At 53.2% G+C, this 26,428-nt stretch carries 30 protein-coding genes; 26 read left to right on the forward strand and 4 right to left on the reverse strand.

Annotation, left to right across the window (positions count from 1 at the left end; translation table 11 throughout):
* The 8 genes from Q7K71_02755 to Q7K71_02790 all read left to right on the forward strand — a co-directional run.
* Positions 1–1,482: alpha/beta fold hydrolase (locus Q7K71_02755; GenBank protein MDO8675022.1), on the forward strand; the 1,482-nt coding region annotated here is incomplete at its 5' end.
* Between the two features lie 13 nt (positions 1,483–1,495).
* The gene (locus Q7K71_02760; protein ID MDO8675023.1) at positions 1,496–2,197 is read left to right on the forward strand and encodes a DapH/DapD/GlmU-related protein; all 702 of its coding nucleotides are present in this window, start codon (positions 1,496–1,498) and stop codon (positions 2,195–2,197) included.
* Between the two features lie 18 nt (positions 2,198–2,215).
* The gene (locus Q7K71_02765; protein MDO8675024.1) at positions 2,216–2,650 is read left to right on the forward strand and encodes a low affinity iron permease family protein; all 435 of its coding nucleotides are present in this window, start codon (positions 2,216–2,218) and stop codon (positions 2,648–2,650) included.
* Between the two features lie 66 nt (positions 2,651–2,716).
* A complete protein-coding gene (locus tag Q7K71_02770) occupies positions 2,717–2,857 on the forward strand; it encodes an entericidin A/B family lipoprotein (GenBank protein MDO8675025.1) in 141 nt (46 codons plus the stop codon).
* A gap of 12 nt (positions 2,858–2,869) precedes the next feature.
* Positions 2,870–3,214, forward strand: coding sequence for a DUF883 domain-containing protein (locus Q7K71_02775; protein ID MDO8675026.1), 345 nt, complete (start codon positions 2,870–2,872; stop codon positions 3,212–3,214).
* 24 nt (positions 3,215–3,238) lie between these two features.
* Complete coding sequence (locus tag Q7K71_02780; GenBank protein ID MDO8675027.1) at positions 3,239–3,646, forward strand: hypothetical protein; 408 nt, start codon at positions 3,239–3,241, stop codon at positions 3,644–3,646.
* 83 nt (positions 3,647–3,729) lie between these two features.
* The gene (locus Q7K71_02785) at positions 3,730–3,993 is read left to right on the forward strand and encodes a GlsB/YeaQ/YmgE family stress response membrane protein (protein MDO8675028.1); all 264 of its coding nucleotides are present in this window, start codon (positions 3,730–3,732) and stop codon (positions 3,991–3,993) included.
* Positions 3,994–4,029: 36 nt separating this feature from the next.
* Entirely contained in the window at positions 4,030–5,082 is a 1,053-nt protein-coding gene (locus Q7K71_02790) for a bifunctional methionine sulfoxide reductase B/A protein (GenBank protein ID MDO8675029.1), read from the forward strand.
* Here Q7K71_02790 and thiF read toward each other — a convergent pair.
* From thiF to thiS, 4 genes are read right to left on the reverse strand one after another with little or no spacing between them, the layout of a single operon-like run.
* Positions 5,079–5,690: a sulfur carrier protein ThiS adenylyltransferase ThiF gene (thiF, locus tag Q7K71_02795; GenBank protein MDO8675030.1), complete on the reverse strand. Its 612-nt coding sequence runs from the start codon at positions 5,688–5,690 to the stop codon at positions 5,079–5,081. The genes Q7K71_02790 and thiF overlap by 4 nt on opposite strands.
* Positions 5,687–6,706, reverse strand: a complete 1,020-nt coding sequence (gene thiH / locus Q7K71_02800) for a 2-iminoacetate synthase ThiH (GenBank protein ID MDO8675031.1) — start codon at positions 6,704–6,706, stop codon at positions 5,687–5,689. Before thiH ends, thiF begins: the two co-directional genes overlap by 4 nt.
* The gene (locus Q7K71_02805; GenBank protein ID MDO8675032.1) at positions 6,690–7,475 is read right to left on the reverse strand and encodes a thiazole synthase; all 786 of its coding nucleotides are present in this window, start codon (positions 7,473–7,475) and stop codon (positions 6,690–6,692) included. The genes thiH and Q7K71_02805 overlap by 17 nt, the downstream gene beginning before the upstream one ends.
* 3 nt (positions 7,476–7,478) lie before the next feature.
* Complete coding sequence (gene thiS / locus Q7K71_02810; protein MDO8675033.1) at positions 7,479–7,679, reverse strand: sulfur carrier protein ThiS; 201 nt, start codon at positions 7,677–7,679, stop codon at positions 7,479–7,481.
* A gap of 286 nt (positions 7,680–7,965) precedes the next feature.
* Here thiS and Q7K71_02815 point away from each other — a divergent pair, with 286 nt between their 5' ends.
* The 18 genes from Q7K71_02815 to Q7K71_02900 all read left to right on the forward strand — a co-directional run bounded on the left by Q7K71_02815 (position 7,966) and on the right by Q7K71_02900 (position 26,428).
* Complete coding sequence (locus tag Q7K71_02815; GenBank protein ID MDO8675034.1) at positions 7,966–8,397, forward strand: S-adenosylmethionine decarboxylase; 432 nt, start codon at positions 7,966–7,968, stop codon at positions 8,395–8,397.
* A complete protein-coding gene (gene leuS / locus Q7K71_02820) occupies positions 8,398–10,872 on the forward strand; it encodes a leucine--tRNA ligase (GenBank protein MDO8675035.1) in 2,475 nt (824 codons plus the stop codon).
* A complete protein-coding gene (locus Q7K71_02825; GenBank protein MDO8675036.1) occupies positions 10,872–12,158 on the forward strand; it encodes an endonuclease Q family protein in 1,287 nt (428 codons plus the stop codon). Before leuS ends, Q7K71_02825 begins: the two co-directional genes overlap by 1 nt.
* A 31-nt stretch (positions 12,159–12,189) precedes the next feature.
* The gene (locus Q7K71_02830) at positions 12,190–13,716 is read left to right on the forward strand and encodes an ATP-dependent helicase (protein MDO8675037.1); all 1,527 of its coding nucleotides are present in this window, start codon (positions 12,190–12,192) and stop codon (positions 13,714–13,716) included.
* Positions 13,717–13,799: 83 nt separating this feature from the next.
* The gene (locus Q7K71_02835; protein MDO8675038.1) at positions 13,800–14,135 is read left to right on the forward strand and encodes a helix-hairpin-helix domain-containing protein; all 336 of its coding nucleotides are present in this window, start codon (positions 13,800–13,802) and stop codon (positions 14,133–14,135) included.
* A complete protein-coding gene (locus Q7K71_02840) occupies positions 14,132–15,541 on the forward strand; it encodes a ComEC/Rec2 family competence protein (GenBank protein ID MDO8675039.1) in 1,410 nt (469 codons plus the stop codon). The genes Q7K71_02835 and Q7K71_02840 overlap by 4 nt, the downstream gene beginning before the upstream one ends.
* 57 nt (positions 15,542–15,598) lie before the next feature.
* Positions 15,599–15,883, forward strand: coding sequence for a BrnT family toxin (locus Q7K71_02845; protein MDO8675040.1), 285 nt, complete (start codon positions 15,599–15,601; stop codon positions 15,881–15,883).
* Positions 15,858–16,097, forward strand: a complete 240-nt coding sequence (locus tag Q7K71_02850) for a CopG family transcriptional regulator (protein ID MDO8675041.1) — start codon at positions 15,858–15,860, stop codon at positions 16,095–16,097. The genes Q7K71_02845 and Q7K71_02850 overlap by 26 nt, the downstream gene beginning before the upstream one ends.
* A 59-nt stretch (positions 16,098–16,156) precedes the next feature.
* Positions 16,157–17,176 (forward strand): toxin-antitoxin system YwqK family antitoxin, encoded by a 1,020-nt coding sequence (locus Q7K71_02855; GenBank protein ID MDO8675042.1) that lies wholly within the window; start codon positions 16,157–16,159, stop codon positions 17,174–17,176.
* Positions 17,177–17,243: 67 nt separating this feature from the next.
* A complete protein-coding gene (locus tag Q7K71_02860; protein ID MDO8675043.1) occupies positions 17,244–17,978 on the forward strand; it encodes a hypothetical protein in 735 nt (244 codons plus the stop codon).
* A complete protein-coding gene (locus tag Q7K71_02865; protein ID MDO8675044.1) occupies positions 17,975–18,475 on the forward strand; it encodes a nucleotide exchange factor GrpE in 501 nt (166 codons plus the stop codon). The genes Q7K71_02860 and Q7K71_02865 overlap by 4 nt, the downstream gene beginning before the upstream one ends.
* Positions 18,476–18,521: 46 nt before the next feature.
* Positions 18,522–20,426, forward strand: coding sequence for a molecular chaperone DnaK (dnaK, locus tag Q7K71_02870; GenBank protein MDO8675045.1), 1,905 nt, complete (start codon positions 18,522–18,524; stop codon positions 20,424–20,426).
* A complete protein-coding gene (gene dnaJ, locus Q7K71_02875) occupies positions 20,426–21,550 on the forward strand; it encodes a molecular chaperone DnaJ (GenBank protein ID MDO8675046.1) in 1,125 nt (374 codons plus the stop codon). Before dnaK ends, dnaJ begins: the two co-directional genes overlap by 1 nt.
* Before the next feature lies 1 nt (position 21,551).
* Entirely contained in the window at positions 21,552–21,857 is a 306-nt protein-coding gene (locus Q7K71_02880; protein MDO8675047.1) for a zinc ribbon domain-containing protein, read from the forward strand.
* Between the two features lie 72 nt (positions 21,858–21,929).
* Complete coding sequence (locus tag Q7K71_02885) at positions 21,930–23,192, forward strand: DUF1015 domain-containing protein (protein MDO8675048.1); 1,263 nt, start codon at positions 21,930–21,932, stop codon at positions 23,190–23,192.
* Positions 23,193–23,198: 6 nt separating this feature from the next.
* Positions 23,199–24,041, forward strand: a complete 843-nt coding sequence (accD, locus tag Q7K71_02890) for an acetyl-CoA carboxylase, carboxyltransferase subunit beta (GenBank protein MDO8675049.1) — start codon at positions 23,199–23,201, stop codon at positions 24,039–24,041.
* 19 nt (positions 24,042–24,060) lie between these two features.
* Entirely contained in the window at positions 24,061–25,164 is a 1,104-nt protein-coding gene (gene ugpC / locus Q7K71_02895) for a sn-glycerol-3-phosphate ABC transporter ATP-binding protein UgpC (protein ID MDO8675050.1), read from the forward strand.
* Positions 25,133–26,428, forward strand: coding sequence for a sensor domain-containing diguanylate cyclase (locus Q7K71_02900; GenBank protein ID MDO8675051.1), 1,296 nt, complete (start codon positions 25,133–25,135; stop codon positions 26,426–26,428). Before ugpC ends, Q7K71_02900 begins: the two co-directional genes overlap by 32 nt.

Genomic DNA, 26,428 nt, shown 5'->3' on the forward strand with positions numbered 1-26,428 from the left:
GCCTTAGTGATCGGACATGCGGGGCGGCTGGCGGCAGAGAAGAATTTGGATTTCCTGATAAATTGTATGGTCGAATTATTAAAGAAAGATGCAAGAGCCCATGCCCTGATCGTTGGCAAAGGCCAATCAGAAAAAATGATCAAGGGAGTTTTTAAGCAAGCTGGCCTTGAAAAAAGAGTACATTTAGTCGGGGTCTTACATTATCAGGATTTGGTTGATGCTTATTTTGCCATGGATGTTTTCGCATTTGCCTCATTGAGTGAAACCCAAGGGATCGTTCTTATTGAAGCCATGGCGGCAGGGGTTCCGGTGGTGGCGTTGGATGCGCCGGGAGCACGGGATATTGTCAAAGATTATTCCAACGGCCGATTGCTCAAAGAGATGGATCAAAAAAGTTTTGTTGACGCGCTGTCGTGGGTTATATGCCGTTCTGGCGAAGAATCACAAGTCCTAAAGCAGGCCGCGAGAACGACGGCACAGAAATATACCATTGAGATTTCCGCCAAACACATGTTAGAGATTTATGAAAATGTTAGATCAAAAAAATCTATTTCCGTAGGCAAGAAGAATAATTCGCAGTTTCTTTTTCTGTGGCGCATGAAAGCGGAGTGGGATATTTATAGCAATTATATTAAATCGGCGGTCACGGCAATATTTAAAGGAAATTTTAGCAGAACAGAACCCAAAAAGATCAACGACACGTCCGTCTGCCTCCTTAAGGAAGAGACGCCTCCCCCCGTGAAAGAGGGCGAACCGGATCAATACGTGATGACCGAGGATGGGAAACGCATCGCTTTTTCTCATGTTAAAGGAGGGTTTTCCAAAGTTGTTATTATCGCGCATGGCTTTTACAATAATAAGGATACAGTTTTGTTTAAAAAAATTTCGGACGCATTCAGTAAAGAGTACGATGTGATCGCGTTTGATTTTCGAGGGCATGGCAAGAGCAGCGACGTGTTCACGTGGACAGCGTTTGAACAAAAAGACTTACGGGCAATTGCCGCCTTCGCGAAAGAAAACAAGTATGAGAAAATCGGTGTGATCGGGTTTTCCCTTGGCGCGGCGATCGCGTTGATCGAAGCCAGTTTACATCAGAACATTGATAGCGTGATCGCTGTCAGCTCTCCGGCAGACTTAGGGAGTATCAATTTCCATTTTTGGGAAAAAGATATGTGGGAAGATCTAAAGCTCAATTTTGGGTTCAAGGGGTGGGGGAAGGGCGTCAGGTCGGGCAGTCCATCTTTACAAAAGGTCCGGCCAAGTGATATCGTTGATAAGATATCACCTACGCCGGTTCTTTTCCTTCATGGTGAGAAAGACTGGTTAGTCAAGACCAGGCATAGTCAGTTTTTATTTGCCAAGGCAAAAGGCCCCAAGGCCTTGACGATTATTAAAGATGGCGGCCATGCGGAAAGGATGTTTGATGCTGCGCCTGATCAATTTATGAAAATATGCTTAGACAGATTCAGGGAAACTTTATAAGGGGTCAATAACAATGAGCAAACATGCTAAATTTTATATTTTGCTGACATTAGTTACGGTCCTTTTTACTCTTTTTATGTACAGTATCGGTGTTGTGATCCTGGGCGCAGCCATTTTTCCAGGCGTATATTTTCTTTATCAGATCTGGGCGCATACGGATCAATTGAGCGCGATTTTAAGGATTTTGTATTTTTGTTTTGGATTTGTGGGGGCATATTTTTTATCCGGCGTCATGCTCATGTTGCTCGTCAGTCTTGTCAGGATCATTTTTCGGTTAAAATTAAAAGAAGGAGAATTCGCTGTCGGTTCACCCGAAATATTCAAATGGGTTTTTGTTAATGCATTTTTTATGGTTGTAAAAGTCGTTTTTTTGGATTTAATTTTGCTGACACCGTATTGTGCTTTATTTTATCGATTGATGGGAGCTAAAATTGGCAGTAATGTCCTGATCAATTCAAAAAATGTTGGGGACCTTTCATTGTTAGAGATCGGGGATAACTCGGCCATCGGCGGCAGCGCTACGATCATTGCCCATTCCTTTGAAAAAGGCGGGTTGAAGCTCCAAAAAGTCAAAATCGGAAAAAATGTTATTATTGGATTAAACTCTGTGATCTTTCCTGGAGTAGAGATCGGGGATAATGCTGTGGTCGCCGCAGGAGCGATCGTCCCTAAAAATACACATGTGGCCGCCAACACCACTTTTTTGGGAGCGTAGGGAAGAAAATAATAACATATGGAATATTTCTCGATAGTCGCAAAATGGGTCTCAGAAAAAGCCGCGCAATCATCCGTGAGCTTCGCGGCGTTCCTGATTGTTCTGGTTTGGGGAATAGCCGGACTGCCGCTTCATTTTAACGTGATATGGCATCTCATGATCAGCACGCTCGCCGCGGTGATCTCCATCATCATGCTTTTTATCATTCAAAACAGCCAAAACCGCCACACCATTGCGATCCAGCTGAAACTTGACGAGATCATCCGCGCCACCAAAGGCGCCCACAATGAAATGATGGACATTGAAAAGCTGACGGACGAGGATCTGGCGAGGATACAGAAGAAATATGGCTTACTGGCAGAGAAAACCAAAGAAGATCTGAAAGAAGGCAAGCTCGACACGCATACCCCCGACATCAGCACGCCGATCAAGGTTATACCCCGGTACAATTGATTTTATTTTGCCCTTCCCTAGAATACCATCATGAAGTTAAAAGGATCACATAAAGAGGAGGATTGTATGAAGAATAAATTCTTATTGATCATTGGGACTGTACTTTTAGCGATGTCGGTTTTAGGCTGTAACACGCTTAGCGGTGCCGGCAAAGATGTAGAGAGCGCAGGGAAAAGCATTCAAACAACAGTAGAACATAATAATTAAGGAGAAAGCGCTATGACAACAGAAACCCAAGTCCGAACAAGTAATACGAAGATCAGTGAAGCCCTCGAACTCTTGAATGAGGCGGCCAAAGAAAAAAGAGATGAGTTGAAAGGCCTAATGGCCAATAGGTACTCGCATATTCGGGAGGCGATGACGGCCGGGGTAGAGCACGGAAAAGAGGCCCTTAATCATACCAAAGACCTTGCTCAAGAGGCGATCATTAAAGGTGGAAAAAAAGCAAAAGAAATAGCGGGCGACGTCGATAAACGCGTGCATAAGGACCCGTGGGCCTACATCGCCGGGGCTACCGCAGCGTCTCTTTTATTGGGTTATTTGATGGGATCTAAACGTAAATAATTCTTAATTTATGATGGTGTGATCATGATCATCCGTCGATTGATCGGCCAATTATTTTCTTCTTTTCTTCTCCTGAGCATTGTCAGGAGATGTCAAAGCAGGTCTTCTTTGATGAAGATAAAAGCCGCTCAGGTGTATGTTCTTGCAGTAAAGAAAACACGGTCCTTCTTTTTAGGGGTTTTATTCGTGTCGGCTTGTTTTGTGTTCCTTATCAACGGCCTGTCTTTGATCCAAGCGGCATTTTTTACCTATTCAAGGTGGAGTAATGAAGTGAAATTCATCGTAGCTCTGTTATTAGGTGGTATAGAATTTTTGGGGGCTATAGGTATTTTGATCTATCTGTTTAGAGAAGAAACCTGGAGCAAGTTCTCTGGAATTCACAAGGTGGTCAGTTTAGTCATCGATGAAGAGAGCAGGAACAATAAAACATAAAGCCCCGAGCATTGATATCCTGGTGCATGGATAGCGAGAAGTTAACTTAGGGGCTGTGTCAATTCAATAAGGAGGGTAGAATTATGGAACATAATACTGTAGCATATTGGGCGTGGTTTCTTTTGATCGGCGGGGTGATCGGGTGGTTGGCGGGGCTTATCACCACAGGCCGGGGGTTCGGGATCATCGGAGACGTCGTGATCGGGGTTTTTGGGGCCATGCTTGGCGGATGGATGGCCAGAGCGATCGGACTATATACCGGTAGTGCGATCGGTGCGTTTTTGCTGGCAGTCGTCGGTGCGGTGGTTTTAGTGGGCCTGACGCGTTTCGTCGTAAGGCACGCATAGGCGGCAGATCGGGTTAAGAAAAGAGGGATTGGTCAAGTGCAAAAAAACAGCATAGCGCCGTTGGTATGCGCGGCTTTGTTGTTAACAGGAGGGAACGTCATGGCCCGTGAGACCGTCCGTATTTATGATGCCGCCAGCGGAACATATCAGCAGCTAGAGAAGGTGGAAAAGACGCCGCAGGAATGGAAGAAGATATTGACGCCCGAGCAATACCGCGTGACGCGCGAGCACGGCACCGAGGCCGCCTTTTGCGGATTGCCGACGAAAGACCACAAGAAAGGCATTTACAAATGTGTCGGCTGCGGCACGGACCTGTTCAGGGTGGACAATAAATTTGAGTCCGGCACCGGCTGGCCCAGTTTCTGGCAGCCCGTGGATGAGGCCAATGTCGCCTATGATGAGGATGACACTTTGGGCATGCGCCGCGTTGAAGTGCATTGCGCGCGCTGCAAGGCGCATTTGGGCCACGTGTTTGACGACGGCCCGTTGCCCACGCACAAACGCTATTGCATCAATTCCGCGGCCTTAAAGTTCGTGCCCGCCGACGATGCCCATCTGGAAACAGCGACCTTTGCCGGCGGATGTTTCTGGTGTATGGAGCCGTTTTTGGCGCATTTAAAGGGCGTTAAAAGCGTCACGGCCGGTTATACCGGAGGCCGGACGGAAAACCCGACGTATGAAGAGGTTTCCAGCGGCCGAACAGGGCATGCCGAAGCCGTGGAGGTTGTTTTTGATCCCAAGGTGGTGTCGTACGCGAAACTCCTGCACATTTACTGGCACAACATTGATCCGACAGCGGTCAACAGCCAGTTCGTTGACCACGGCACGCAATACCGCACCGGAATTTTTTATCATAGCGAGGAACAAAGGCGTGCCGCGGAGGGATCCAAGAAAGAATTGGCCGCGTCCAAGCGTTTTGACAAACCCATTGTGACAGAAATTGTCCCGGCATCCGCGTTCTATCCGGCGGAGGAATACCATCAGGACTATTACAAGAAGAACCCCGGACACTACAAAATGTATCACGACAATTCCGGCCGTGATGAGTTCCTTGAAAAGACGTGGGGTAAGGAAAAAGAGACCGATTAACGCTTGAGCCCGAGCGTGAGGTCTAAAACGACTTCAGCCATCATGGCGGCGCAGGCCGTGACGCGGGGGGCCATGGGAGGGTGCCCTTGCGCGGAATCCGTGAAGCGGTCACCGCAAATATACACATTGCCCATCTTTTTGACGGACATCGGTTTCTTTTCGGTCAATCCCGCCATGCCCACTCCGCTGACCACCACGGGACAGCGCGGGGAATAATACTGCACGAACCGGTATTTCCAGTCCGTCGCGTCAAAGGCCTCAACAATAAAATCAAACCCTTTGAAAAATTGTTCGGCGTTATTTTCGTTCCACTGGGTTTTGTGGACGATGATATGCGCGTCGGGATTGATGCCGAGCAGACGTTTTTTGCTCACATCAACCTTGGCCAGGCCGATCTCGTTGGTAAAGTACTGCTGGCGGTTGAGATTGGAGGCGTCAATGAGGTCCTGGTCCACGATCTCCAGATGCTTGAACCCCGAACGCACTAAAATCATCGCGCAATTGCTCCCCAAGCCGCCGGCGCCGCCGATGCCGACTTTTTTGGACTGGATCAGCGCCAATTGTTCCGGTTTCAAATACTTCAAAAGCCCTTGTTCAAAAATGTTCATGCCGCGTTCTCAATACGCCGCCAGTCGGTGAAGACGGGATCGAAGTTCCGTTTTTTGAGCAAGGCCACGACGTCAGCGACCGAGCGGTCGTCCTTGATGTCAAATTGGGGGTCTTGTTCGTCTTTGTCCAGCAGGGAATAGCCACCCACGGCCGTGTTGGACCCGGCAGACATGCGCGTGATGCCCAGTTCCAGCAGATTGTTTCGTAATTGCGGAGCCTCCCGCGTCGAAAGATTGATACCCACGCGTGGAAAAAGGATGCGCGTCAGGCAAATGATCTTGATAAATGCCGTGTCGTCCACGTCACAACGGACGAATTCTTTTTCCTTGATGGTGCGCAGACGCGGGAATGAGATCCCGTATTCCACGCCCGGATAAGATCTTTCCATATTCCGCAAATGTTCATACAGCGCCAGTAAGTCCGGCGCGGTTTCGCTTAAGCCCAGCAAGATGCCCATGGCGATCTGGCGCATGCCGCCCTCGGCCGCCCGCCGGGGCGTGTCGTATCTGAAATCATAATCCTTTTTATATCCCGACAAATGGACGTCGGCATAACGCCTGCGGTCATAGGTTTCCTGATACACGGTGATGCCGTCAACGCCGGCGGCGAACAGTTCTTTGTATTCCTGGGTCTGCATGGGATGGACTTCCAGCGCGATACCCTGGAAGAGATCGCCGGCAATGCGCGCGGCGTCTTTTAAATATTCAATGGGCGTGTGTTTATACGATTCACCGGTGAGCATGAGGATATTGCGTATGCCCTGGCCGTGGATAGGGGCCATTTCCCGGCGCATCTCGTCGGGGGTCAGTTTGATGCGTTTGATCTTGTTGAGCGCGTGGAAACCGCAATACGTGCAATGGCTGGAGCAGTAATTGGACAGGTACAGGGGGGCGTAGAGGCCGATGGTGCGGCCGAAATTTTGACGGGTGATACGGGCGGCTTCGCGGGCCAATTCTTCAACGTTTTCCCGGCGGGTATCGTTGAGGACCTCTTGGATCTTATTGAGCGTTATCATAAAGGAAGCCCGTCAGCGGTGACGAGGCATTGGCAACGGGTCTTTGCCGGGGAAGGCCGCTCAAATAGGCCATGCGTCCGGCTTCAACAGCCAGCGCAAAGGCCCTGGCAAGGACGGCAGGTTGTTCGGCGGTGGCCACCGCCGTGTTGGCCAAAACCGCGGCCGCGCCCATTTCCATGGCTTCGGCGGCCTGCGAGGGCGCGCCGATGCCGGCGTCCACGACAATAGGCAGGTCAATTTCATTGATGAGCACCGCAATAAGCTCCCTGGTCTTAAGCCCTTGATTGCTGCCGATGAAAGAACCAAGGGGCATGACGGTGGCGGCCCCGGCTTTGACCAGGGCGCGCGCGGTGTACAGGTCGGGCAAAATATAGGGAAGGACGACAAAGCCCTCGGCAGCGAGGATCTGTGTGGCTTTGATGGTTTCCTGATTGTCAGGCAAAAGGTATTTGCTGTCGTTGATGACTTCGATCTTCACCCAGTTGCCGCATCCCGAGGCCTTGGCCAGACGCGCGATGCGCACGGCTTCCTGCGCGTTGCGGGCACCCGAAGTGTTGGTCAAAAGCGTTACGTTCTTGGGGATGTGCTCAAGGATATTGTCTTCGTGGCGTTCCAGGTCCACACGGCGCAGGGCGACGGTGACAATTTCCGTGCCCGAAGAAACGATGCTCTCGGTGAGGTCGCTTTTATTCTTGAATTTTCCGGTGCCTAAGAGGAAACGGCTGGTAAATGTTTTGCCGGCGATGACGAGCGGTATGTCATTGAACACGGATCAACCTCCGCCGACGAAGGCGACGAGTTCCAGCCGGTCGCCGTCCCTGACCTTGGTGGCAGATCTTTCGGGGCCGCTGATGATGGTGCCGTTGAGTTCCGCGATGACATGCGCGGGATTTTTGCACAGATCGCGGACAATGTCCTCTAAATGGACACCGTCATTGAGGTGTTTGGGAGAGCCGTTGAGGGTGATATTCATAGGGGTTCATTCTAAACCAAGACGTCTGAAAATGCAAATTTTGCAGAGGGACCAAATATTTTTAATTTTTTCATTGCAGGGCCGTGATTGTTATAAGATATAAACTATTAAGACCCATTAAGACCCCTCGCTTTGCTCGGGGTTAATTCCGGCAAATGACTTACGTTCACTGTGTTCCGTAAGTCATGCCGTCATTAAAAAAACCTTTGAATAAGAAGGTCATTTATAGTATAAATGTCCGTTTGTGGTTAACTTCTAAAAGACCTTAAAAAGGACGGCACAACCGATGAGCAAACTGCAAGACGTGTTTGGTTACGAATTACTTTTGGACCTTTATGGATGCAGGCCCGGCGTCTGCGAAGACCTGACGCTTTGTTATAGTTTCCTCGACGATATCGTCGGTTTTCTGGGGATGGAGAAACAGGGGCCTCCGAGCATTTTCCGCAGTGACGGCGTGCGTTTCCCGGACAAGGCGGGGCTCTCGGGTTGGGTGCCTCTGATCGAAAGCTCCATCGTCATCCACACCCTGACACCCAAGGACTACATCTCCGTGGACATTTATTGTTGCCGCGCCTTTGACCGCAAGAAAGCCGAGGAATTCTGCAAACGCTTTTTCGGCCCCAAAAAGATCGAAACGCAGTTCGTTGAGCGCGGCCTGTCCTATTACCCCGCCTATGGCGGGGCAGGCGCTGAGGCCAAGGTCCTGGCCCACAAGTAATTGCCTTACACCACCAACGACATCAAGCACATTGAAGACAAGTGGCAGAGGTTTTGGGATTCCCATAAAACCTTTCACGCCCAGAGTGACCCATCCAAGCCCAAATATTACGTCCTGGAAATGTTCCCCTATCCATCGGGCAAGATCCACATGGGCCACGTGCGCAATTACACCATCGGCGACGTCATCGCCCGTTACAAGCGCATGCGCGGCTTTAACGTCCTGCACCCCATCGGTTATGACGCTTTCGGTCAGCCCGCCGAGAACGCCGCCATCAAGAACAAAACCGACCCTGCCGAGTGGACCTACCAATGCATCAGCCAGATGCACGATGAATTAAAGAAAATGGGTTTTTCTTACGATTGGGACCGCGAAATTTCCACCTGTGACGCGTCCTATTACCGCTGGAACCAGTGGATATTCCTGAAAATGTTTGAACGCGGCCTCGCGTATAAAAAGGCCTCGCCGGTCAATTGGTGCCCGAGCTGTACCACGACGCTGGCCAATGAAGAGGTGATCGAGAACAAATGCTGGCGGTGCCAGTCCGAGGTCGTGCAAAAAGACCTGGAACAGTGGTATCTGAAGATCACCCATTTTGCCGAAGCTTTGCTGGAGGACTTAAAGAAATTGGATTATTGGCCGTCGAGGGTCGTGGCCATGCAGGACAACTGGATCGGCAAGAGTTTCGGCGTTGAGATCGATTTCAAGGTCAAGGCCCTCAACGAGACCATCGCTGTTTTCACCACCCGTCCCGATACCATTTTCGGCGCCACCTATATCGTGCTGGCCCCTGAACATCCACTGGTGGAAAAATTGATCCAGGGCGCGCCCGAGGAGCGGGCGATCAGGGCATTGATCGGTCAGGTGGCCAAGAAGAGCAAGTCCTTGCGCATGTCTGGCGACGACCGTAAGGAAGGCCTGTTCACGGGCCGTTATGCCGTCAATCCCGTCAACGGCAAGGCCGTTCCTGTCTGGGTGGGGGATTATGTTTTAATGGAATACGGGACCGGCGCCATCATGGCCGTGCCCACGCATGACCAGCGCGATTTTGAATTCGCCCGCCGGCACAAATTGCCCATGACGATCGTGATCCAGGACCCGCAAAACCCGTCGGCAACTCCCGGTGCCATGACAAAAGCGTATGAGGACCAGGGGGTTTTGGTCAATTCGGGGGAATTCAACGGTTTGGGCAATGAGGCGGCCCAACAAAAGATCGCGGAGTGGATGGCATCCAAACGCATGGGCAAGGTCAGCGTGCATTGGCGTTTGCGCGACTGGCTCATTTCACGCCAGCGTTATTGGGGCACGCCCATCCCCATCATTTATTGTGATGCCTGCGGGACTGTCCCTGTCCCCGAAGATCAACTGCCTGTGGAATTGCCGGCCAAGGTCGCGATCACCGGTGAGGGCGGAAGCCCGTTGGGCAAGGTGCAGGAATTCGTCCAGGTGTTCTGCCCCCGGTGTAAAAAAGAGGCCCGCCGGGAAACCGATACCATGGCCACGTTCTTTGATTCCTCGTGGTATTTCCTGCGTTATGTTTCCGCCCGCGATGACCGGCAGGTGTTTGACAAGGCGGAGGCGAAATACTGGATGCCGGTGGACCAGTATGTCGGCGGCATCGAGCACGCCATTCTGCATTTATTGTATTCACGGTTTTTTACAAAATTTTTTAAAGACCTGAACCTCATTGATCTTGACGAGCCATTTGTGCGCCTGTTGACCCAGGGCATGGTGCTCAAAGACGGGGAGGTCATGTCCAAGTCGCGCGGCAACGCCGTTGACCCCGACGAGGTTTTATCCAAATACGGGGCGGACACCTTGCGTTTGTTCATCCTGTTCGCAGCACCCCCCGAAGACCAGCTGGAATACAACAGCGACGGCCTGGAAGGCGCCTGGCGGTTCCTTAACCGCGTGTATCAGATGGTCGAGAAACGTTATCAGAGAACGGACGCTGCCTATGCGTTCAAAGACCTGCCGGATGCACAGCGCGATCTGGAACGTGAGCGCCATCGGACCATCAAGAAAGTGGGGCAGGCGTTGGAGGAGGACTTTAAGTTCAATACCGCCTTAAGCCAGATGATGATCCTGGCCAATGCCATTGACAAACATAAAAGCGCTGCCCTCCAATCCGGCGCCGTGGTGGACCAAAGCATTGAGACCCTGGTGCTTTTATTGGCGCCCATCGCTCCGCACGTGTGCGAAGAGATGTGGCAGATGATGGGAAAGCCGGATGCCACCATCGCCCATGTTCCCTGGCCTTCTTATGATGAGCAAGCCATGGTCCAGAGCGTTGTCACCATGGCCGTCCAGGTCAACGGCAAGGTGCGCGGCCAGTTCACGGTCCACGCCGACGCGTCCGAGGCGGACATCAAGGCCATTGTGCTGGCCGACGCCAACGTGCAAAAATACGTCCAAAACCTGGCCATCAAGAAATTCATTGTCGTTCCCCACAAATTGGTTAGTATAGTGGTGTGATGAGATTTTACGCCGACCTGCACATCCATTCCCATTTTTCCCGCGCCACCAGTAAAAATTTAGACCTTGAACATTTGTACCTCTGGGCCCAACTCAAAGGCATCCACGTTGTCGGCACCGGCGATTGCGTGCATCCGGGCTGGATGAAAGAACTGGAAGAAAAGCTCGAGCCCGCTGAAGAAGGGTTTTTCAAACTTAAGACCAAATTCGCCAAGCCCATGGACGCGCAAGTGCCGCCGGCCTGCCGCGCGGACGTGCGCTTCGCGCTCACCGTCGAGATCTCCAATATTTATAAACGTCTTGATAAGGTCCGTAAAGTCCACAATCTGATCTGGTTTCCCTCGTTTGAGGCCGCCAAAAATGTGCAGGCCAAATTAGGCGCCATCGGGAATATCAAAAGCGACGGCCGGCCTATCTTGGGGCTGGATTCGCGCGACCTTCTGGAGATCGCCCTTGAGGCGGACAAGGACAATATTTTTGTGCCGGCCCACATATGGACGCCGTGGTTCTCGGCCTTGGGTTCCATGGGAGGATTTGACCGGATGGAAGATTGCTTCGCAGACCTGACGGACCACATTTTTGCCGTTGAGACCGGGCTTTCGTCCGACCCCCTGATGAACTGGCGTTTGAAACAACTTGACCCATTCATTCTAGTATCCAACTCCGACGCGCACTCGCCCCCCAAACTCGGGCGCGAAGCCAACATCTTTGATACCGAATTCAGTTATCGCGGCATTCTCAACGCGCTCAAGGACCCAAAGGACAAAGGGCTCGTGGGCACCTTGGAATTCTTTCCGGAAGAAGGCAAATACCATTATGACGGCCATCGCGTTTGTCAGGCGCGTTTGCATCCCAAGGAGACCATTGCCCATAAGGGTTTGTGTCCTGTGTGCAGAAAGCCAGTCACCGTCGGGGTCATGGCGCGTGTGGAAGAATTGGCCGACCGTCCTGAAGGAGAAAAGTCCCCGCGCTGGCGGCCGTATACCAGCTTGATCCCTTTGCCGGAACTCATTGCCGAAGCCAAGGACGTGGGGCCTTCCAGCAAACAGGTGCAGGAAATTTTCATGAACATGCTGGCGAAGTTGGGAAGTGAATTTCATATCCTGATGGATGCTCCCATTGATGTGATCAAAAAGAGCACCGGAGAGATTGTTGCCGAAGGGATTTCCCGCATGCGCCAGGGCAAGGTTAAGATCGCGGCCGGTTATGACGGCGAATTCGGCACGATCAATATCTTTTCCGACAAGGAACGCCAACGCATTGACCGCCAATTAGCCCTCTTTTGATGGTTCGACGCGCTTCGCTTGCTCACCATAAATGAAAAAACCGCAGGACCTCAATAATGCCCAATGGCAGGCTGTCACGCATGACAGCGGGCATCTGCTCATCGTCGCCGGGCCAGGCACCGGCAAAACCCACACCTTGACTTATCGGATCGCCCGTTTGACCGAGCACCTCACCAATGACCAGCGCGTTTTGGCGGTGACCTTCACCAATAAGGCCGCGGATCAGATGCAAGAGCGTCTCAAACAAAAAGGCGCGGACGCCGGAAAATTCTGGGCGGGAACATTTCATCGTTTTTGCGTTCAGCTGTTGCGTCAACACGCCCAGGATACGGATCTGCCCAACAATTTTCAAATTGCCTTGCCCCGGCAGATCGCGGCCCTGACCAAGGACATATGGCCGGGCAAAACCATGGCCCAGCGCCAGGCGGTCTTGGAAAATATTTCATGGATCAAATCCACACGGCTTGTCCTTGATCCCAACGAGGATTTCAAAGCGTATCACCGTTTCTTGCGGGGAAAGGGACTGATTGATTTTGACGATATCTTGCGCGAAGCGTTGATCCTATTGGAAAATAACGACGAGGCCGCCGATGCAACGCGGCGGCAATACCCGTTCGTCTGTGTGGATGAATACCAGGACATCAACATCGTTCAAAACGCTTTACTTAAAATTTTAAGCCGTGACGGCACACTGTTAACCGCTATCGGCGACCCGGACCAAAGCATTTACGGTTTTCGCGGCAGCGAAGTAAAATTGTTCCATCGTTTTGCGGATGATTTTCCCAATGGGACGCGTTTATACTTGAATGAGAATTACCGTTCGGCGCCCAATCTTTTGCAGGCCAGCGGTCAGGTTATTGGACAAGACGGGAAACAGGAAGATTTTCAGCTGGTGGCCAAAATTCACAGCGAGGGCCGTTTGGTCGTGCATGAGGCGGCCACGGACCGGGCCGAGGCCGAATATATCGCCCATGAAATTGAAAAAATGGTCGGCGGTTTGAGTTTATTGTCCGCCTTTGTCCGACGGCACGGGCATGTCCCACGCACGTTCGGGGACATCGCGGTCCTTTACCGGTTAAACGCGCAAAAAATTTGTCTCATTCAGGCGCTGGAACATTTGGGTATCCCATACCAAGCATCCGATGCAGCCAAGCCGCAAGCAGGAGGGGATGACGACGTCCTTTTGCGCGCGGCGGAAGAGACGCTGGACTATAACGTGGAAAAGGTTTCGCTGTTGACCCTGCACGCGGCCAAGGGTTTGGAATTTCCCGTTGTTTTTATCGCCGGATGCGAAGAACATCTTTTGCCTTTGGTCGCGGCGGGTATGGCAGGGGACAGAGAAGAGGAGCGGCGGTTATTTTACGTAGGCATGACGCGCGCCAAGGAGTTTTTGTATCTGACCCGCGCCGAGCGCCGCCAATTGTTCGGCAAAGGGATGTTCAATGGTCCTTCGCCGTTTTTGGCAGACATCGAGGAGGACTTAAAGGCCTATGAGGCCGGCCGCAGGAAAAAGATCAAACCCGCCCTTGCGCCGGACCAGCAGATGAAATTGTTTTGACATAACCCATCGTATTTCTTATACTGCTTTTGTCGTTCCCCGCGGCGCAGTTTCTTCTTAATTCCCCTTTGTGAGCTTCATTCATGTTTGCTTTGACCCCGCAGGAGCGCTCGGTTCTGGCCTGGCTTTTGACCATTGGCCTCGTCGGAACCCTTGTGACCATCGGATTAAAGAAAGACGCGAAGATCATCCGTTGGGTCAACACCGCGCGCCTTGCCCATCACAACACCTCGGTTTCCATCAATACGGCCACGGCTGAAGAACTGGATAAAGTCCCAGGCATCGGCCCTAAGACCGCCGCCAACATCATCGCCGCCCGCGAGGCCGATGGCCCTTTTCGATCCCTTGACGATCTGCGCCGCGTTAAAGGCATCACCAAGAAGAATTTTTCCAGCATCATCGGACATTTGCGCTTATGAAAATGCATCGCCCATGCCTTTGGCTGTCCCTGGCCTTGGCCGCCGGTATCGTCGCGGGTGACCGGACATTTTTGCCTTTCGCGGGGTGGCTGTTCCTGTTCGGCCTGGCCTTAGCCGCATCGTTTATTTTTCAACGGACGGTTATTTTTTATATGGCCGTGTTTTGTTTGGGCGCGGTCCTGATCCAGAACGTTTATCTTTTGCCCGCGGATGATATGGCCCGGCTTTCAATGCGGGAGCGCGCAGATCTTAGATCCGTCGAGGGTGTCGTGGATTCGGATGTGCGCGTTATGATCGGACCGATGAGTTCTAAGCGGGTTTTTGATCTGCAAGTCGAACAGATCAAGGTTGGGGAGACCTGGGTTTCTAAGAAGGGAAAGATACAGGCGCAGGTCTATCAGGACGTCCCCGTGATGTATGGGCAGAGATTACGTTTAGGAGGAGGTTTGCATACGCCTTATTCCGGCAAGCCGGGGGAGAAGTTTTCTTATAGGGACCATTTGCGCCGCCAGGGTATTTTTTGGATCTTAAGCGTCAGCAAAAAGAGCGATGCCCAGATCATCGGCAACGGCTTTGGCAATCCATTTGTCGCTTTGTCGCTCAAGACACGCGGGCACACCAAATCCGTTTTAAATCAATACCTGGCACCCGACGAGGCGGGGGTGATCGCGGCCATGCTGGTCGGGGACCGCGGCCAAATGCCTCGGGACTTGAAGGATGTTTTCGTGCGCACCGGCACGGCCCATATTTTGGCCATCAGCGGCATGAACATGGCCATCATCGCGGGGGTCGTCTTTTTTATTTTGCGTTTATGCCCCATCCCGCGCGCGGCGCAATTGTTGACGACAATAGCACTTTTGTTCATCTACACGTTCGTGAGCGGATGGGCGCCGTCGGTCGTGCGGGCATGTTTGATGTCTTCCGTTTTTTTGGCGGGGTTTGTTTTTGAAGAAGAAGGGGAGCCGTTCAATTCTTTGGGGTTGGCGGCATTGCTTTTGTTGTTGATGGACCCGCGCAACCTCTTTGACATCGGGTTCCAATTGTCCTTTGCCGCGGTCGCGGCCATCTTCCTTTTATACGGGCCCTGCCAGAGCGTCCTGAAATTCTTGCCCGGATGCCTCGCCAAGCCGCTGGCTGTTTCTTTGGCCGCGTGGACCGGCACGGCAGGCCTGTTCTTATATCATTTCGGCACCATCGCCCCGGTCGGTATTCTGGCCAACCTTCCCATCGTTCCGCTGGCTGACATGGTCGTTATTCTGGCGCTGGGGCTTGCCTTTACGGGAACATGTTTGCCGGTTTTTGCCTACGCGTTCGCCGGTTCCCTTAAGGTCGTTTTCAATCTGATGGTCGTTGCGGCCATGGGATTCAGTCAGATCCCGTGGGGGTATTTCGTGTTCCCTGAATAGCCATACAATAGTATGGTATATAGTATTGACAATATGAAAACAGGAGGTATACTTTAAATGGAAAGTAACTTTATTTGGGATCTGGGCAAAGAGGCGGCAAATGTTCAAAAGCATAAAGTCGATTTTAAAACAGCGATGCGTGCTTTTTTGGACCCTCACAGAAAGATATTTTTTGATGAGAAACACAGTTGTCATGAAGACAGGTTCTTTTGCGTTGGTAAGATCATAGGCAGGGTATTGACCGTAAGGTTTATGTATAGAGCAAATAAAATTCGCATTATAGGAGCTGGTTTTTGGCGGAAAGGAGCTAAGTATTATGAAAAAGAAGAAAATAACAGATGAGAATATGCCTATTGGTAAGTTGATCCGGGTGCCTGATTTTTTGCCGCCGCCGGATCAGTTGGTTTTTCCGGATGGAACGATCAAGGTGACATTATCTTTGACCAGGGAAAGTGTTAATTTTTTTAAAAAGAAGGCCAAGCGTCATCACACGAAATACCAGAAGATGATCCGGGAAGTGGTGGACCGTTATGCCAGGCAATTCAATGGGTCCTGATAAGATCATTTTTCTGCTTCGTTATTGACTAAATTTTCTGGGGTGGTTAAATTAAAAACATGCGCATCGTCCTTTTGCTTTTTTTAGCGGTTGTTCAGACAGCCCTGCTTTGGGCGGCAGAGCCCGTCAAGGACGGTTTTTACGACGAGCGCGACGCCAAAGGCGTTCTGGTGCGCACCGTTGAATACCGCTACGGGGCGCCCAACGGCCGCTTCCGCACTTTTTATCCCGATGGCCGCATCGAGGGCGCGGGCGGATACCTCAACGGAAAGTTGAGCGGTATGGCCCAGGGCTATTGGCCCGACGGGACCATGAAGGTCAAATCCTTCTACCGTGACGGCAAACTCCACGGCATATCCACCCTGTATTACAAGAACGGCAGGGTCCAAGCCGAGATCACCTATTTCAACGGCCTGCAGGGAGACCTGACCCGCGAATTTGACGAGGAAGGCCGTCCCGAGTGGGAACGTCATTTCATTAACGGCAAGGAAGAGGGCACGACCAAACAATTCTATCCTGCCAGCGGCGCCCTTTTCAGGGAATACAAATACAAAAACGGGAAGCAGACGGGTTTTGTCCGCGAATATTTTGAGAACGGCCGTCACAAAGGGACGTATGAGACCGTTGATGGCGTGCGTTCGGGGCTGGGTACGGAATATTATGAGACCGGAGAACTTTTACGCAAAGGACCCATGGTCAACGGCCAATTCAACGGGCTGGTGACCATGTATTACCAAAACGGCCAGGTGCGCGGCAAGGCCGAATTCAAGGACGGGGCCATGGATGATCCCAATTGGCGGGAATTTTATGACACCGGCGAATTATGGAATCTGGTGGCGGTGGTCAACGGCAAGAAGCAGGGGCCGGCCAAAGAATTTTACCGCAGCGGCGTCCTGAAAAATGAGGGAACGTTCAAAGACGACTGGCGCAACGGCATATTTAAGGTTTACGGCGAGGACGGCGTGCTCAAGGCCATGGATTTCTACGAGTATGACCGCCTGCTGCGCCATCAGGAGTTCAACAAAGACGGGAAGCTCATTACCGAACAAATTTATTACACCCCCCTGTCCTCCCCTTGACAAAGAGTTTTTTTTTGCTATAATCTTAGCACACAAACATTGAGAGTGCTAATCGGGTAAATACGGTATGTCATCCAAAAAGACTGACTTTCAGGAACGCAAAGAGCGGGTTTTGGGCATCGTGGTCGATGAGTATATCAAGAGCACGACGCCCGTGGGCTCGCATTTTATTGTCCAGCAATACTCTTTGGACCTAAGCCCGGCCACGATCCGCAATATTCTGGCGGAACTGGAGGAAGAGGGGTATTTGTCCCATCCGCATACCTCGGCCGGCCGCGTCCCGACCCAGACAGGGTACCGCTATTACGTGGACCATTTGATGCATCAGATCCAGTTATTGGAGAAGGAAAAGGTCCGCCTGCATCAGGAATACGCGCAGGATTTGAACGAATTGGAAACGGCCCTGGATCATGCTTCACAGGCCATTTCCGAGATCACCCATTGCACCAGCATCATTGCCGTGGATGGGTGGGGACAGAAGATGATCTGCAAGGGGACCAGTTTTGTGGTCAATTACCCCGAAGAGCGGGACCTGGAATCGATCCGCGCCATTTTGAGGACCCTGGAGCAAAAAGAGCAGATATTGAAGCTCATCAACCGCGACTTGGAAAAGAAGGTCTCCATTTATATCGGTCATGAGATGGCGCTTAAGGAAATGGACGGCTGTTCTTTGGCGGTCGCGCGTTTCAGCAATCGCGGGGCCGAAGGCCGCATCGCCGTTTTGGGCCCCACCCGTATGGATTATGAGAGGGTCGTTTCCGCGCTGGATTACGTTTGCGGGCTGATCAACCGGGGCATATGAACGAAGACATTGAACAAGACCCGCAAGAGGTCGCGCCTGAACCTGTCAAGCCACAACCCGTCGACGACGGTTATAAGGACAAATATGTCCGGCTGTTGGCTGAATTTGAGAACGCGCGCAAACGCCAGGAACGCGAGCGTTCCCAGATCATCAAATACGCCCACGAAGAGATCGTGGTTGAACTTTTAGACGTCTTTGATGATCTGGAGCGGGCGCTGGCCGCGGCCAAGGCTAAAGAAGGCGGGGCAGGTGCCGGTGTCGTCAAGGGTTTGGAAATGGTCGCGATGAAATTGCAGGACGTGCTTAAGAAATACGGAGTGGCGCCCATTGAGGCGGTGGGCAAGCCCTTTGACCCGCACATGCACGAACCGCTGATGCATGAGGCGAGCGGCGTGCATCCCGACGGGCATGTGATGGAAGAATTCCAAAAAGGATACACCTTAAGCGGGCGCGTGGTGCGCACCGCCAAGGTCAAGGTAGCGAAAAACAATACGTAGGGGCGGGGACCCCGCCCGTACATGGATATAAAAACAGGAGGGAATTATGGCACGCGTGATCGGTATTGACTTGGGAACATCAAATTCGGCGGCGGCGGTCATGGAGGGCGGGCGTCCCGTCATCATTCCGTCGGCGGAAGGCGCCGGGGTTTCTTCCGGCAAGGCCTTCCCGTCGTTCGTGGCCTTCACCAAGGACGGGCAATTGCTCGTCGGTGAACCAGCCCGGCGTCAGGCGCCGATCAATTCGGAAGGCACCATTTACGCGTCCAAGCGTAAAATGGGCACGGATCATAAATTCAAGGTCTTCGGCAAGGAATACAGCCCCCAGCAGGTCGGGTCTTTTATCCTGCAGAAGATCAAGGCGGACGCCGAGAAATTCTTGGGCGACAAGATCGAGGACGTGGTCATCACGGTGCCCGCGTATTTCAATGACAATCAGCGCCAGGCCACCAAGGACGCGGGCGAGATCGCGGGTTTGAAGGTCCTGCGCATCATCAACGAGCCCACGGCCGCGTGTCTGGCTTATGGCCTGGACAAGGCCGGCAAAGAACAGAAGATCATGGTCTTTGACTTAGGCGGCGGTACGCTCGACGTGACCATCCTTGAAATGGGCTGGGACGAAGGCAACAAGGCCGCCACGTTTGAAGTCCTGGCCACCAGCGGGGACACTCAATTAGGCGGTACGGACATGGACAATGCCCTGATCGAATACATCACAGCGGAATTCAAGAGAGAAAGCGGCGTGGATCTGCGCAACGATAAAATGTCGTTCCAACGCTTGCGCGAGGCCGCGGAAAAAGCCAAGGTGGAACTCTCCAGCACCGTGTCAACGGAAGTCAATTTGCCGTATATCACGGCGGACGCCACCGGCCCCAAACACTTGACCATGAAGATCGAGCGCGCCAAACTGGAAAGCTTGGTGTCCGCGCTGGTGGACCGCTGCCGCGGCCCGGTGCGCCAGGCCATCAAGGACGCGTCGGCGAAGCTCGGCGCGGACGTGAAGGTTGACCGCGTGATCCTGGTCGGCGGCCCCACCCGCATGCCCATCATCCAGCAATTTTTGGAAAAGGAAGTGGGCCAGAAGATCGAGGGCGGCATTGACCCCATGGAATGCGTGGCGTTGGGCGCGGCCGTGCAGGGCGCCATCATCACCGGTGATGCCAAAGAGGTTTTGTTGCTGGATGTCACACCGCTTTCGCTGGGCATTGAAACCATGGGCGGGGTGTTCACCAAGCTTGTGGACCGCAATACGACGATTCCGACGAAAAAAAGCCAGATCTTTTCCACCGCCGAGGACAATCAGGGCGCGGTGACCATCCGCGTTTTGCAGGGCGAGCGGCAAATGGCCAATGACAACGTCGAGTTGGGGCGTTTTGATCTCGTCGGCATTCCGCCGGCGCCGCGCGGCATCCCGCAGATCGAGGTCACTTTTGACATTGATACCAACGGCATCGTGCACGTGACAGCCAAGGACAAGGCCACGGGCAAGGAACAGAAGATCCAGATCACGGCCAAAACCAAGTTGTCCGAAGCCGATATCCAGCGTATGGTCAAAGAGGCCGAAAAATTCGCGGAAGAGGATAGGAAGCGCCGCGAGGAAGCGGAACTGCTCAACCAGGCCAATACCCTGGTCTATGCGACGGAGAAAGCGCTTAAGGATTACGGCGATAAAGTCACTTCTGCCGACAAGGAGAGCGCTGAAAAAGCGCTCAATGCCCTTAAGGATGCTGTCAAGGACAAGAACCCTGACAGGATCAAGTCCGCGACGGAAGAATTGCAAAAAGCCAGCCATAAATTGGCGGAAGAGGCCTATAAAGCCACGGCCGCCCAGCAGGGCGGGGCGCAACCGTCGGGCGGGCCCCAAGGCGATTCCGGCGGCGAAGAGCCACGATCCGATAAGCCCAAGGACGACGTCATTGACGCGGATTTCAAGGCGTCTCCGGATAAATAATGAAGAAGGATTATTACGAGATCCTAGGCGTGCCCAAAAGCGCGCCTTTGGCTGATATCAAAAAGGCCTATCGTTCTTTGGCCCTCAAATATCATCCGGACCGTGTGCCCGAAGCGGAAAAAAAGCAGGCCGAGGAGAAATTCAAGGAAATTTCCGAGGCCTACGGCGTTTTGTCAGACCCGAAGAAGCGCCAGACCTACGACCAGTTCGGCCATTCGGGCATTGACCAGAATTACACGGCCGAAGACATTTTCCGCGGCGCGGATTTCAGCAGTATTTTTGAAGGCGCGGGCTTGGGCGATATTTTAGGCCGCATGTTCGGCGGGGATTTTGATGTCTCCGGAATGGGCGGCGGCCGCGCCTCACGCGGGCCCGATATTCAATACGAGGTTGAGATCACCCTGGCCGAGGCCTATACGGGCATCAAGAGGTCCATCCGCGTTCCCCGCCATGAATTCTGCAAGACCTGCGACGGTTCCGGCGCAAGATCCAAAAGCGCTTTAAAGGCCTGCCCGGCGTGCAAAGGCCGGGGGCAGGTGGTGATGTCCAGCGGATTTTTCCGCATGGCGCAGACCTGCGGCCAATGCCGGGGCACGGGCAAGATCATCACCGAAAAATGCCCGGAGTGTTCCGGCCACGGCCTCACGCGGGTGGTCCGCAATATTGAAGTCAGCATTCCCGCCGGAGTGGACAATGATTCCCAATTGCGGGTGCGCGGGGAAGGTGAGGCCGGCAGCGGCGGCGCGGGCGACCTTTATTTGTATATCCGCGTTTCAGACCATCCGGTTTTTCACCGCCGGGGACCGGAACTGTCCATGGACCTGGCCGTATCATTCGTGAAAGCGGCCCTGGGCGGGGAAGAAACGATCGACGGTTTGAGGGAAAAGGTGGTCATGAAAATTCCCGCCGGCACCCAAAGCGGCAAGGTGTTCCGTTTGAGGGGGCACGGCATGCCTGACGTGCATCATCACGATCACGGGGACCTCTATGTGCGGGTGATGCTCCAGGTGCCTGAAAATCTCAACAGCCGCCAGCGGGAACTTCTGGAAGAATTCGCCAAGATCAGCGGCGATGGCGTGAACAACGGCTCCTTTAAGGATAAATTTAAAAGAGCGTTCAAATAATATGCCCACCTATCAATACGAATGTGAACATTGCCAGCACAGCTTTGAAGCCCTGCAATCCATGGTCGAGCCCAGGTTGAAAAAATGCCCCCAATGCGGCAAGTCTAAACTGGTGCGTTTGATCGGAAGCGGCAGCGGCATGATCTTCAAAGGGTCGGGTTTTTACGCGACCGATCATAAGAAAAAGGCGCCCGCCGGATCGAAAACAGACAAACCCGCCCTTACCTCACCGAAAGACGCTTCTGCCAGCCCCAGTCCCGCCAAAGGCGGGGCCTGCGGCGGTTCCTGCGCCTGCCATCCCAATTAATGCGCAATTTTAAATTTTGGTTCCCCTTTTGGGGCCATTCTGTTATTATTCTCTGTATTTCTATCTCAAATTATGCCAGCCATTAAACCATTCACAGCGGTCTATTACAATCCCCAGAAGGTCGCGAACCTGTCTGACGTGGTTTGCCCGCCCTATGACGTCATTTCCCCCCAACAGCAGGACGACCTGTATGAACAAAGCCCCTACAATTTCATCCGGCTTGAGCTGACCAAGGAAAATCCCAAGGACGAGGAAAAGACCAAATACGGCCGCGCCAAGAAAACGTATGACGAATGGCTGCAAAAAGGCATCCTCATTGAGGACGGGCGGCCGGCGATCTATTTTTATAAGCAGGACTACAAATATCAGGGGCAGAAATACACCCGGATGGGTTTCATCGCGCTCATGCGCATCGCCGAGGATGCCGGCACGAAGATCCTGCCCCATGAGAATACCCATGCCGCGGCCAAGACCGACCGGTTCATGCTCTGGAGCGCGCTCAAGTCCAATTTGAGTTCCATTTTTGTTTGTTTCGCGGACAGGATGAACAGAGTGGAAAAGATCTTTATCAAGGACGTCGCGCCCACCAAACCCCTGATGGAGGCCGTGGATGCCGACAAGGTCAGGCATACCATATGGCGCTTGGACGATCCTGCCGGGGTCAGCCAGATCATGGACGTCCTGGAAGGACAGGACCTGTTCATCGCCGACGGGCATCACCGTTTTGAGGTGGCCAATCAGATCCGCGGCGAGGTCCTGCAGAAAAGGTCCAGCGCGGCGGCCAGGGAGCCCTACAATTACGCGATGACGTATTTTACAAATCTTGATTCCAAAGACCTTCAGATCTTTCCCATCCACCGCGTCATCCGTAAGTTCCCGGAGAACCAGGGGTCCCTGGAACAATATTTCCGCATTGACAAGATCAGGAGCATCAGCGATCTGACCGTGCTTTTGGCGCGCGCCGGACAGAATGAGCACGCCTTCGGCATGGTGGACAAGAACGGCATACGGCTGTTGCGTTTGAAGAACAAAATGCTCATCGACACCATGGTCAAGGAAGGGTCCAGGGATTACCGCAATCTGGACTCCGCCATCCTCAAGGCCTTTGTCCTTGACCCGGCAGGGGTGGCCGGCGAAGATATTGTCTATTCCAAAGACCAGCAGGAAGTCCTGGCCATGGTGGAGGGGGGGCAGGCCGAAGCAGGTTTTATTTTAAATTCTGTGCCCATCGGGCAATTGAAGGCCATCGCGCTCAACGGCGAGAAAATGCCGCCTAAAACGACCTATTTTTATCCCAAGGTTTTATCCGGTTTAACGGTATATAAAATAGAATAAATTTCCATGTCCTTATTCGGCAAATCCAATTACACGTTCATCAAGGTCAAGCGCAAGGACATTCCTTTGGGTGTCTGGACCAAATGCCCGGGGTGCGAGGCGCCGGCGTATTCCAAGGAACTCAAGAACAATTTGAACGTCTGTCCCAAATGCGGATATCATCTGGGGTTGACCGCGGATGAGCGCGTCGGGCATTTGACCGACGAGGGCTCATTTGCCGCGCATGACGAGGGGATGACCTCCGTCGATCCTCTGGATTTCAAAGGCCCCAAGACCTATAAAGAAAAATTGAAGGCGGACCAGGAAGCCACGGGAATGGCGGATGCCGTTATCACCGGCCATTGCCTGATCGAAGGCCGCAAGGCCATGCTGGCGGTTACGGACTCCCGGTTCATCATGGGGTCCATGGGGTCGGTGGTCGGCGAGAAGATCGCCCGCGCCGTCGAATACGCCACCGGCAACGGACTTCCCCTGATCATCGTTTCGGGTTCCGGAGGCGGGGCGCGCATGTACGAAGGGGCGTTGTCGCTCATGCAGATGGCCAAGACCTGTGCTACGCTGGAGCGCCACCGCCGGGCGGGGCTTTTGTATGTTTCCGTTCTGACCAACCCGACGATGGGCGGCATCATGGCCTCGTTCGCCGGGGTGGGCGACGTCATCATCGCCGAGCCCGAGGCGCTGATCGGTTTCGCGGGGCCGCGCGTCGTCGAGCAGACCATACGCCAGAAGCTCCCCGCCGGTTTCCAGCGTTCCGAATTTCTGCTGGCGCACGGGCTGATCGACATGATCGTTGAGCGTCAGGACCTGAAAGGTGTTTTGGCGCGCACCATTGATTATTGCCTGAATTAATAAAGGGGAAGCAAAAACCATGGCCCAAATCCGGCTGGTCAATTTGTGCAAGAATTATAAAAACGGTGTTGCGGCCGTCGATCATATCAGCCTGGAGATCGGGGACAAGGAATTTTTGGTCCTCGTCGGGCCTTCCGGCTGCGGCAAGTCCACCACCTTGCGCATGATCGCGGGGCTGGAGGACATCACCTCCGGCGAGATCTGGATCAATGACCGCATGGTCAATGACGTGCCGGCCAAAGACCGCAACATCGCGATGGTGTTCCAGAATTACGCGCTCTATCCGCACATGTCGGTTTTCGAGAACATGGCGTTCGGGTTGACGCTGCGCGGGTATCCCAAGGCGGAGATCGTCAAACGCGTGCACGAAGCCGCGGAGATCCTGGGGATAGGCCCCTACCTCGAGCGCCGGCCGCGGGAACTTTCCGGCGGCGAACGCCAGCGCGTGGCCCTGGGCAGGGCCATTGTGCGCAAACCCCTTGTGTTCCTGTTCGATGAGCCCTTGAGCAATCTGGACGCCAAGATGCGCGTGCAGATGCGCACCGAGATCCACAAACTGCGCATGCGCCTGCAGACCACCTTCATTTACGTCACCCATGACCAGACGGAAGCCATGACCATGGGGGACCGCATCGTCGTCATGAAACAAGGCCTTGTCCAGCAATGCGCGGATCCCATGAGCATTTACGACAAGCCCGCCAATAAGTTCGTGGCCTCGTTCATCGGCTCTCCGCCCATCAACATGCTGCAGGGCAAGATCGTCAAACGGGACAGGAAATTATTCTTTGATGAGGGCAAATGCCAGGTCAGGATCATGGATGAGATGGCCCCCAGGATGGGCGCGTACGAGGGCAAGGACGTGGTCCTGGGGATCCGCTCGGAAGATATTTACGATAAACTTTTCGCGTCGGAGGCCTCGCCGGAAAATACGGTGCGCGCCATCTGCGAGGTGGTCGAACCGCTGGGGTCGGAGGTCTACCTGTATCTGAATTCGGGCAAGCACAATTTTATTGCCCGCGTCGGCGCCCATGACCGGCCGCAGATCAACCGGGACATGGACCTCGTGTTCGACATGAGCAAGGTGCACTTTTTTGATCGCGAAACCGAAGAAACCATTATTTAATCTGTACGCGTTGGTTGCCGCCAGTTTTCTTTTGCCTCTGGTCGGCTTTTTTGTTTACGCCACGCGCAACCCCGCGGCGTTCTTGTTTTTGGCGCTTGCCCTCGCCGTCAATATTGTCCTTCTGGTCTCCTTCCACCGCCGCCTGCAAAAGAAACAATCGGTCATCGTCCTGCAGAAAGAGGAGTATTTTGAAAAAGCCAATCTGCTCAAAGGCGAACTGGAAAGGGAAGCGCAGACCATTGAATCTTTCCACCGCAAGATCGTCAGTTATTCCCAGCTCAAAGACCTGACCGAAAAACTAAGCCTGTGCCTTAACCTGGAAGAGGCCTCCGGCACCCTTTCGTTTGAGGTGAACAAACTTTTTGGGGACAAGGACGTTACGGTCATTTTGTACCTTTTTCATTCCTCGACGGGAGAATTGGGCATATCCTCCTCGCAAAAGGGGCAGATGCAGGTCAGCCTGAAAGCGAAAAAGGGCGACCTGTTCGACCAGTGGGTGGTCAAGACCCTGAACCCTTTGCTGGTTGAGGATGCCAGGAGCGATTTTCGTTTCGACATCGAAAAGATCATCGGCGAGGATGGCCGGCCCATCCGTTCTTTGATCAGCGCGCCGATGCTGGTGGGGGACAAGACGCTGGGGATATTGCGGGTGGACAGCACCCTGGCGCAGTATTTTACCACCGATGACCTGCGTTTCTTGAGGACCATCGCGGATCTGACCAGTGTGGCCATCGAGAACGCCCAACTGTACCAGAAGATCGAGGAGATGGCCATCCGCGACGGGCTGACCGGGCTCTACCTGCGCCGGCACATGATGGAGCGTTTGAACGAAGAGGTCAGCCGTGAATTGCGCCGGGGCAGGGAGTTGTGTTTTCTTATGATCGACCTCGACCGGTTCAAACAATATAACGACACCTTCGGGCACACCGCCGGCGACATCGTGCTTCGGAGTGTGGCCGGTATTTTGACCGGGCATTTCAGCCGGCCCGGGAACCTGGTGTGCCGTTACGGGGGTGAAGAATTTTGCGTGCTGCTGCCCGACTGTCCCAAGGCCAAGGCCGTTGAACTGGCCGATGAGATCCGGACAAAGATCCAGGAACGCGAGATCGTGCTGCGCCGCCAAAAAACCCATGTCACCGTGTCCGTCGGGGTGGCCTCATTCCCCAGGGACGCGAAAGCCAAGGAAGACCTTATTTATAAGGCCGACGAAGCGCTGTATAAGGCCAAGGAGGGCGGGCGCAACAAAGTTGTTCCCGCGTCGTAA

This window comes from Candidatus Omnitrophota bacterium, assembly GCA_030650275.1.
Classification (GTDB): Bacteria; Omnitrophota; Gorgyraeia; order Zapsychrales; family Fredricksoniimonadaceae; genus JACPXN01.

Bases quoted from the DNA above. Each gene is read 5' to 3' on its own strand.
- Q7K71_02760 (MDO8675023.1), top strand. From the start codon at position 1,496: ATGAGCAAACATGCTAAATTTTATATTTTGCTGACATTAGTTACGGTC.
- Q7K71_02765 (MDO8675024.1), top strand. From the start codon at position 2,216: ATGGAATATTTCTCGATAGTCGCAAAATGGGTCTCAGAAAAAGCCGCG.
- Q7K71_02770 (MDO8675025.1), top strand. From the start codon at position 2,717: ATGAAGAATAAATTCTTATTGATCATTGGGACTGTACTTTTAGCGATG.
- Q7K71_02775 (MDO8675026.1), top strand. From the start codon at position 2,870: ATGACAACAGAAACCCAAGTCCGAACAAGTAATACGAAGATCAGTGAA.
- Q7K71_02780 (MDO8675027.1), top strand. From the start codon at position 3,239: ATGATCATCCGTCGATTGATCGGCCAATTATTTTCTTCTTTTCTTCTC.
- Q7K71_02785 (MDO8675028.1), top strand. From the start codon at position 3,730: ATGGAACATAATACTGTAGCATATTGGGCGTGGTTTCTTTTGATCGGC.
- thiF (MDO8675030.1), bottom strand. From the start codon at position 5,690: ATGAACATTTTTGAACAAGGGCTTTTGAAGTATTTGAAACCGGAACAA.
- thiH (MDO8675031.1), bottom strand. From the start codon at position 6,706: ATGATAACGCTCAATAAGATCCAAGAGGTCCTCAACGATACCCGCCGG.
- thiS (MDO8675033.1), bottom strand. From the start codon at position 7,679: ATGAATATCACCCTCAACGGCTCTCCCAAACACCTCAATGACGGTGTC.
- Q7K71_02815 (MDO8675034.1), top strand. From the start codon at position 7,966: ATGAGCAAACTGCAAGACGTGTTTGGTTACGAATTACTTTTGGACCTT.
- Q7K71_02825 (MDO8675036.1), top strand. From the start codon at position 10,872: ATGAGATTTTACGCCGACCTGCACATCCATTCCCATTTTTCCCGCGCC.
- Q7K71_02830 (MDO8675037.1), top strand. From the start codon at position 12,190: ATGAAAAAACCGCAGGACCTCAATAATGCCCAATGGCAGGCTGTCACG.
- Q7K71_02835 (MDO8675038.1), top strand. From the start codon at position 13,800: ATGTTTGCTTTGACCCCGCAGGAGCGCTCGGTTCTGGCCTGGCTTTTG.
- Q7K71_02840 (MDO8675039.1), top strand. From the start codon at position 14,132: ATGAAAATGCATCGCCCATGCCTTTGGCTGTCCCTGGCCTTGGCCGCC.
- Q7K71_02845 (MDO8675040.1), top strand. From the start codon at position 15,599: ATGGAAAGTAACTTTATTTGGGATCTGGGCAAAGAGGCGGCAAATGTT.
- Q7K71_02850 (MDO8675041.1), top strand. From the start codon at position 15,858: ATGAAAAAGAAGAAAATAACAGATGAGAATATGCCTATTGGTAAGTTG.
- Q7K71_02855 (MDO8675042.1), top strand. From the start codon at position 16,157: ATGCGCATCGTCCTTTTGCTTTTTTTAGCGGTTGTTCAGACAGCCCTG.
- Q7K71_02860 (MDO8675043.1), top strand. From the start codon at position 17,244: ATGTCATCCAAAAAGACTGACTTTCAGGAACGCAAAGAGCGGGTTTTG.
- Q7K71_02865 (MDO8675044.1), top strand. From the start codon at position 17,975: ATGAACGAAGACATTGAACAAGACCCGCAAGAGGTCGCGCCTGAACCT.
- dnaK (MDO8675045.1), top strand. From the start codon at position 18,522: ATGGCACGCGTGATCGGTATTGACTTGGGAACATCAAATTCGGCGGCG.
- dnaJ (MDO8675046.1), top strand. From the start codon at position 20,426: ATGAAGAAGGATTATTACGAGATCCTAGGCGTGCCCAAAAGCGCGCCT.
- Q7K71_02880 (MDO8675047.1), top strand. From the start codon at position 21,552: ATGCCCACCTATCAATACGAATGTGAACATTGCCAGCACAGCTTTGAA.
- Q7K71_02885 (MDO8675048.1), top strand. From the start codon at position 21,930: ATGCCAGCCATTAAACCATTCACAGCGGTCTATTACAATCCCCAGAAG.
- accD (MDO8675049.1), top strand. From the start codon at position 23,199: ATGTCCTTATTCGGCAAATCCAATTACACGTTCATCAAGGTCAAGCGC.
- ugpC (MDO8675050.1), top strand. From the start codon at position 24,061: ATGGCCCAAATCCGGCTGGTCAATTTGTGCAAGAATTATAAAAACGGT.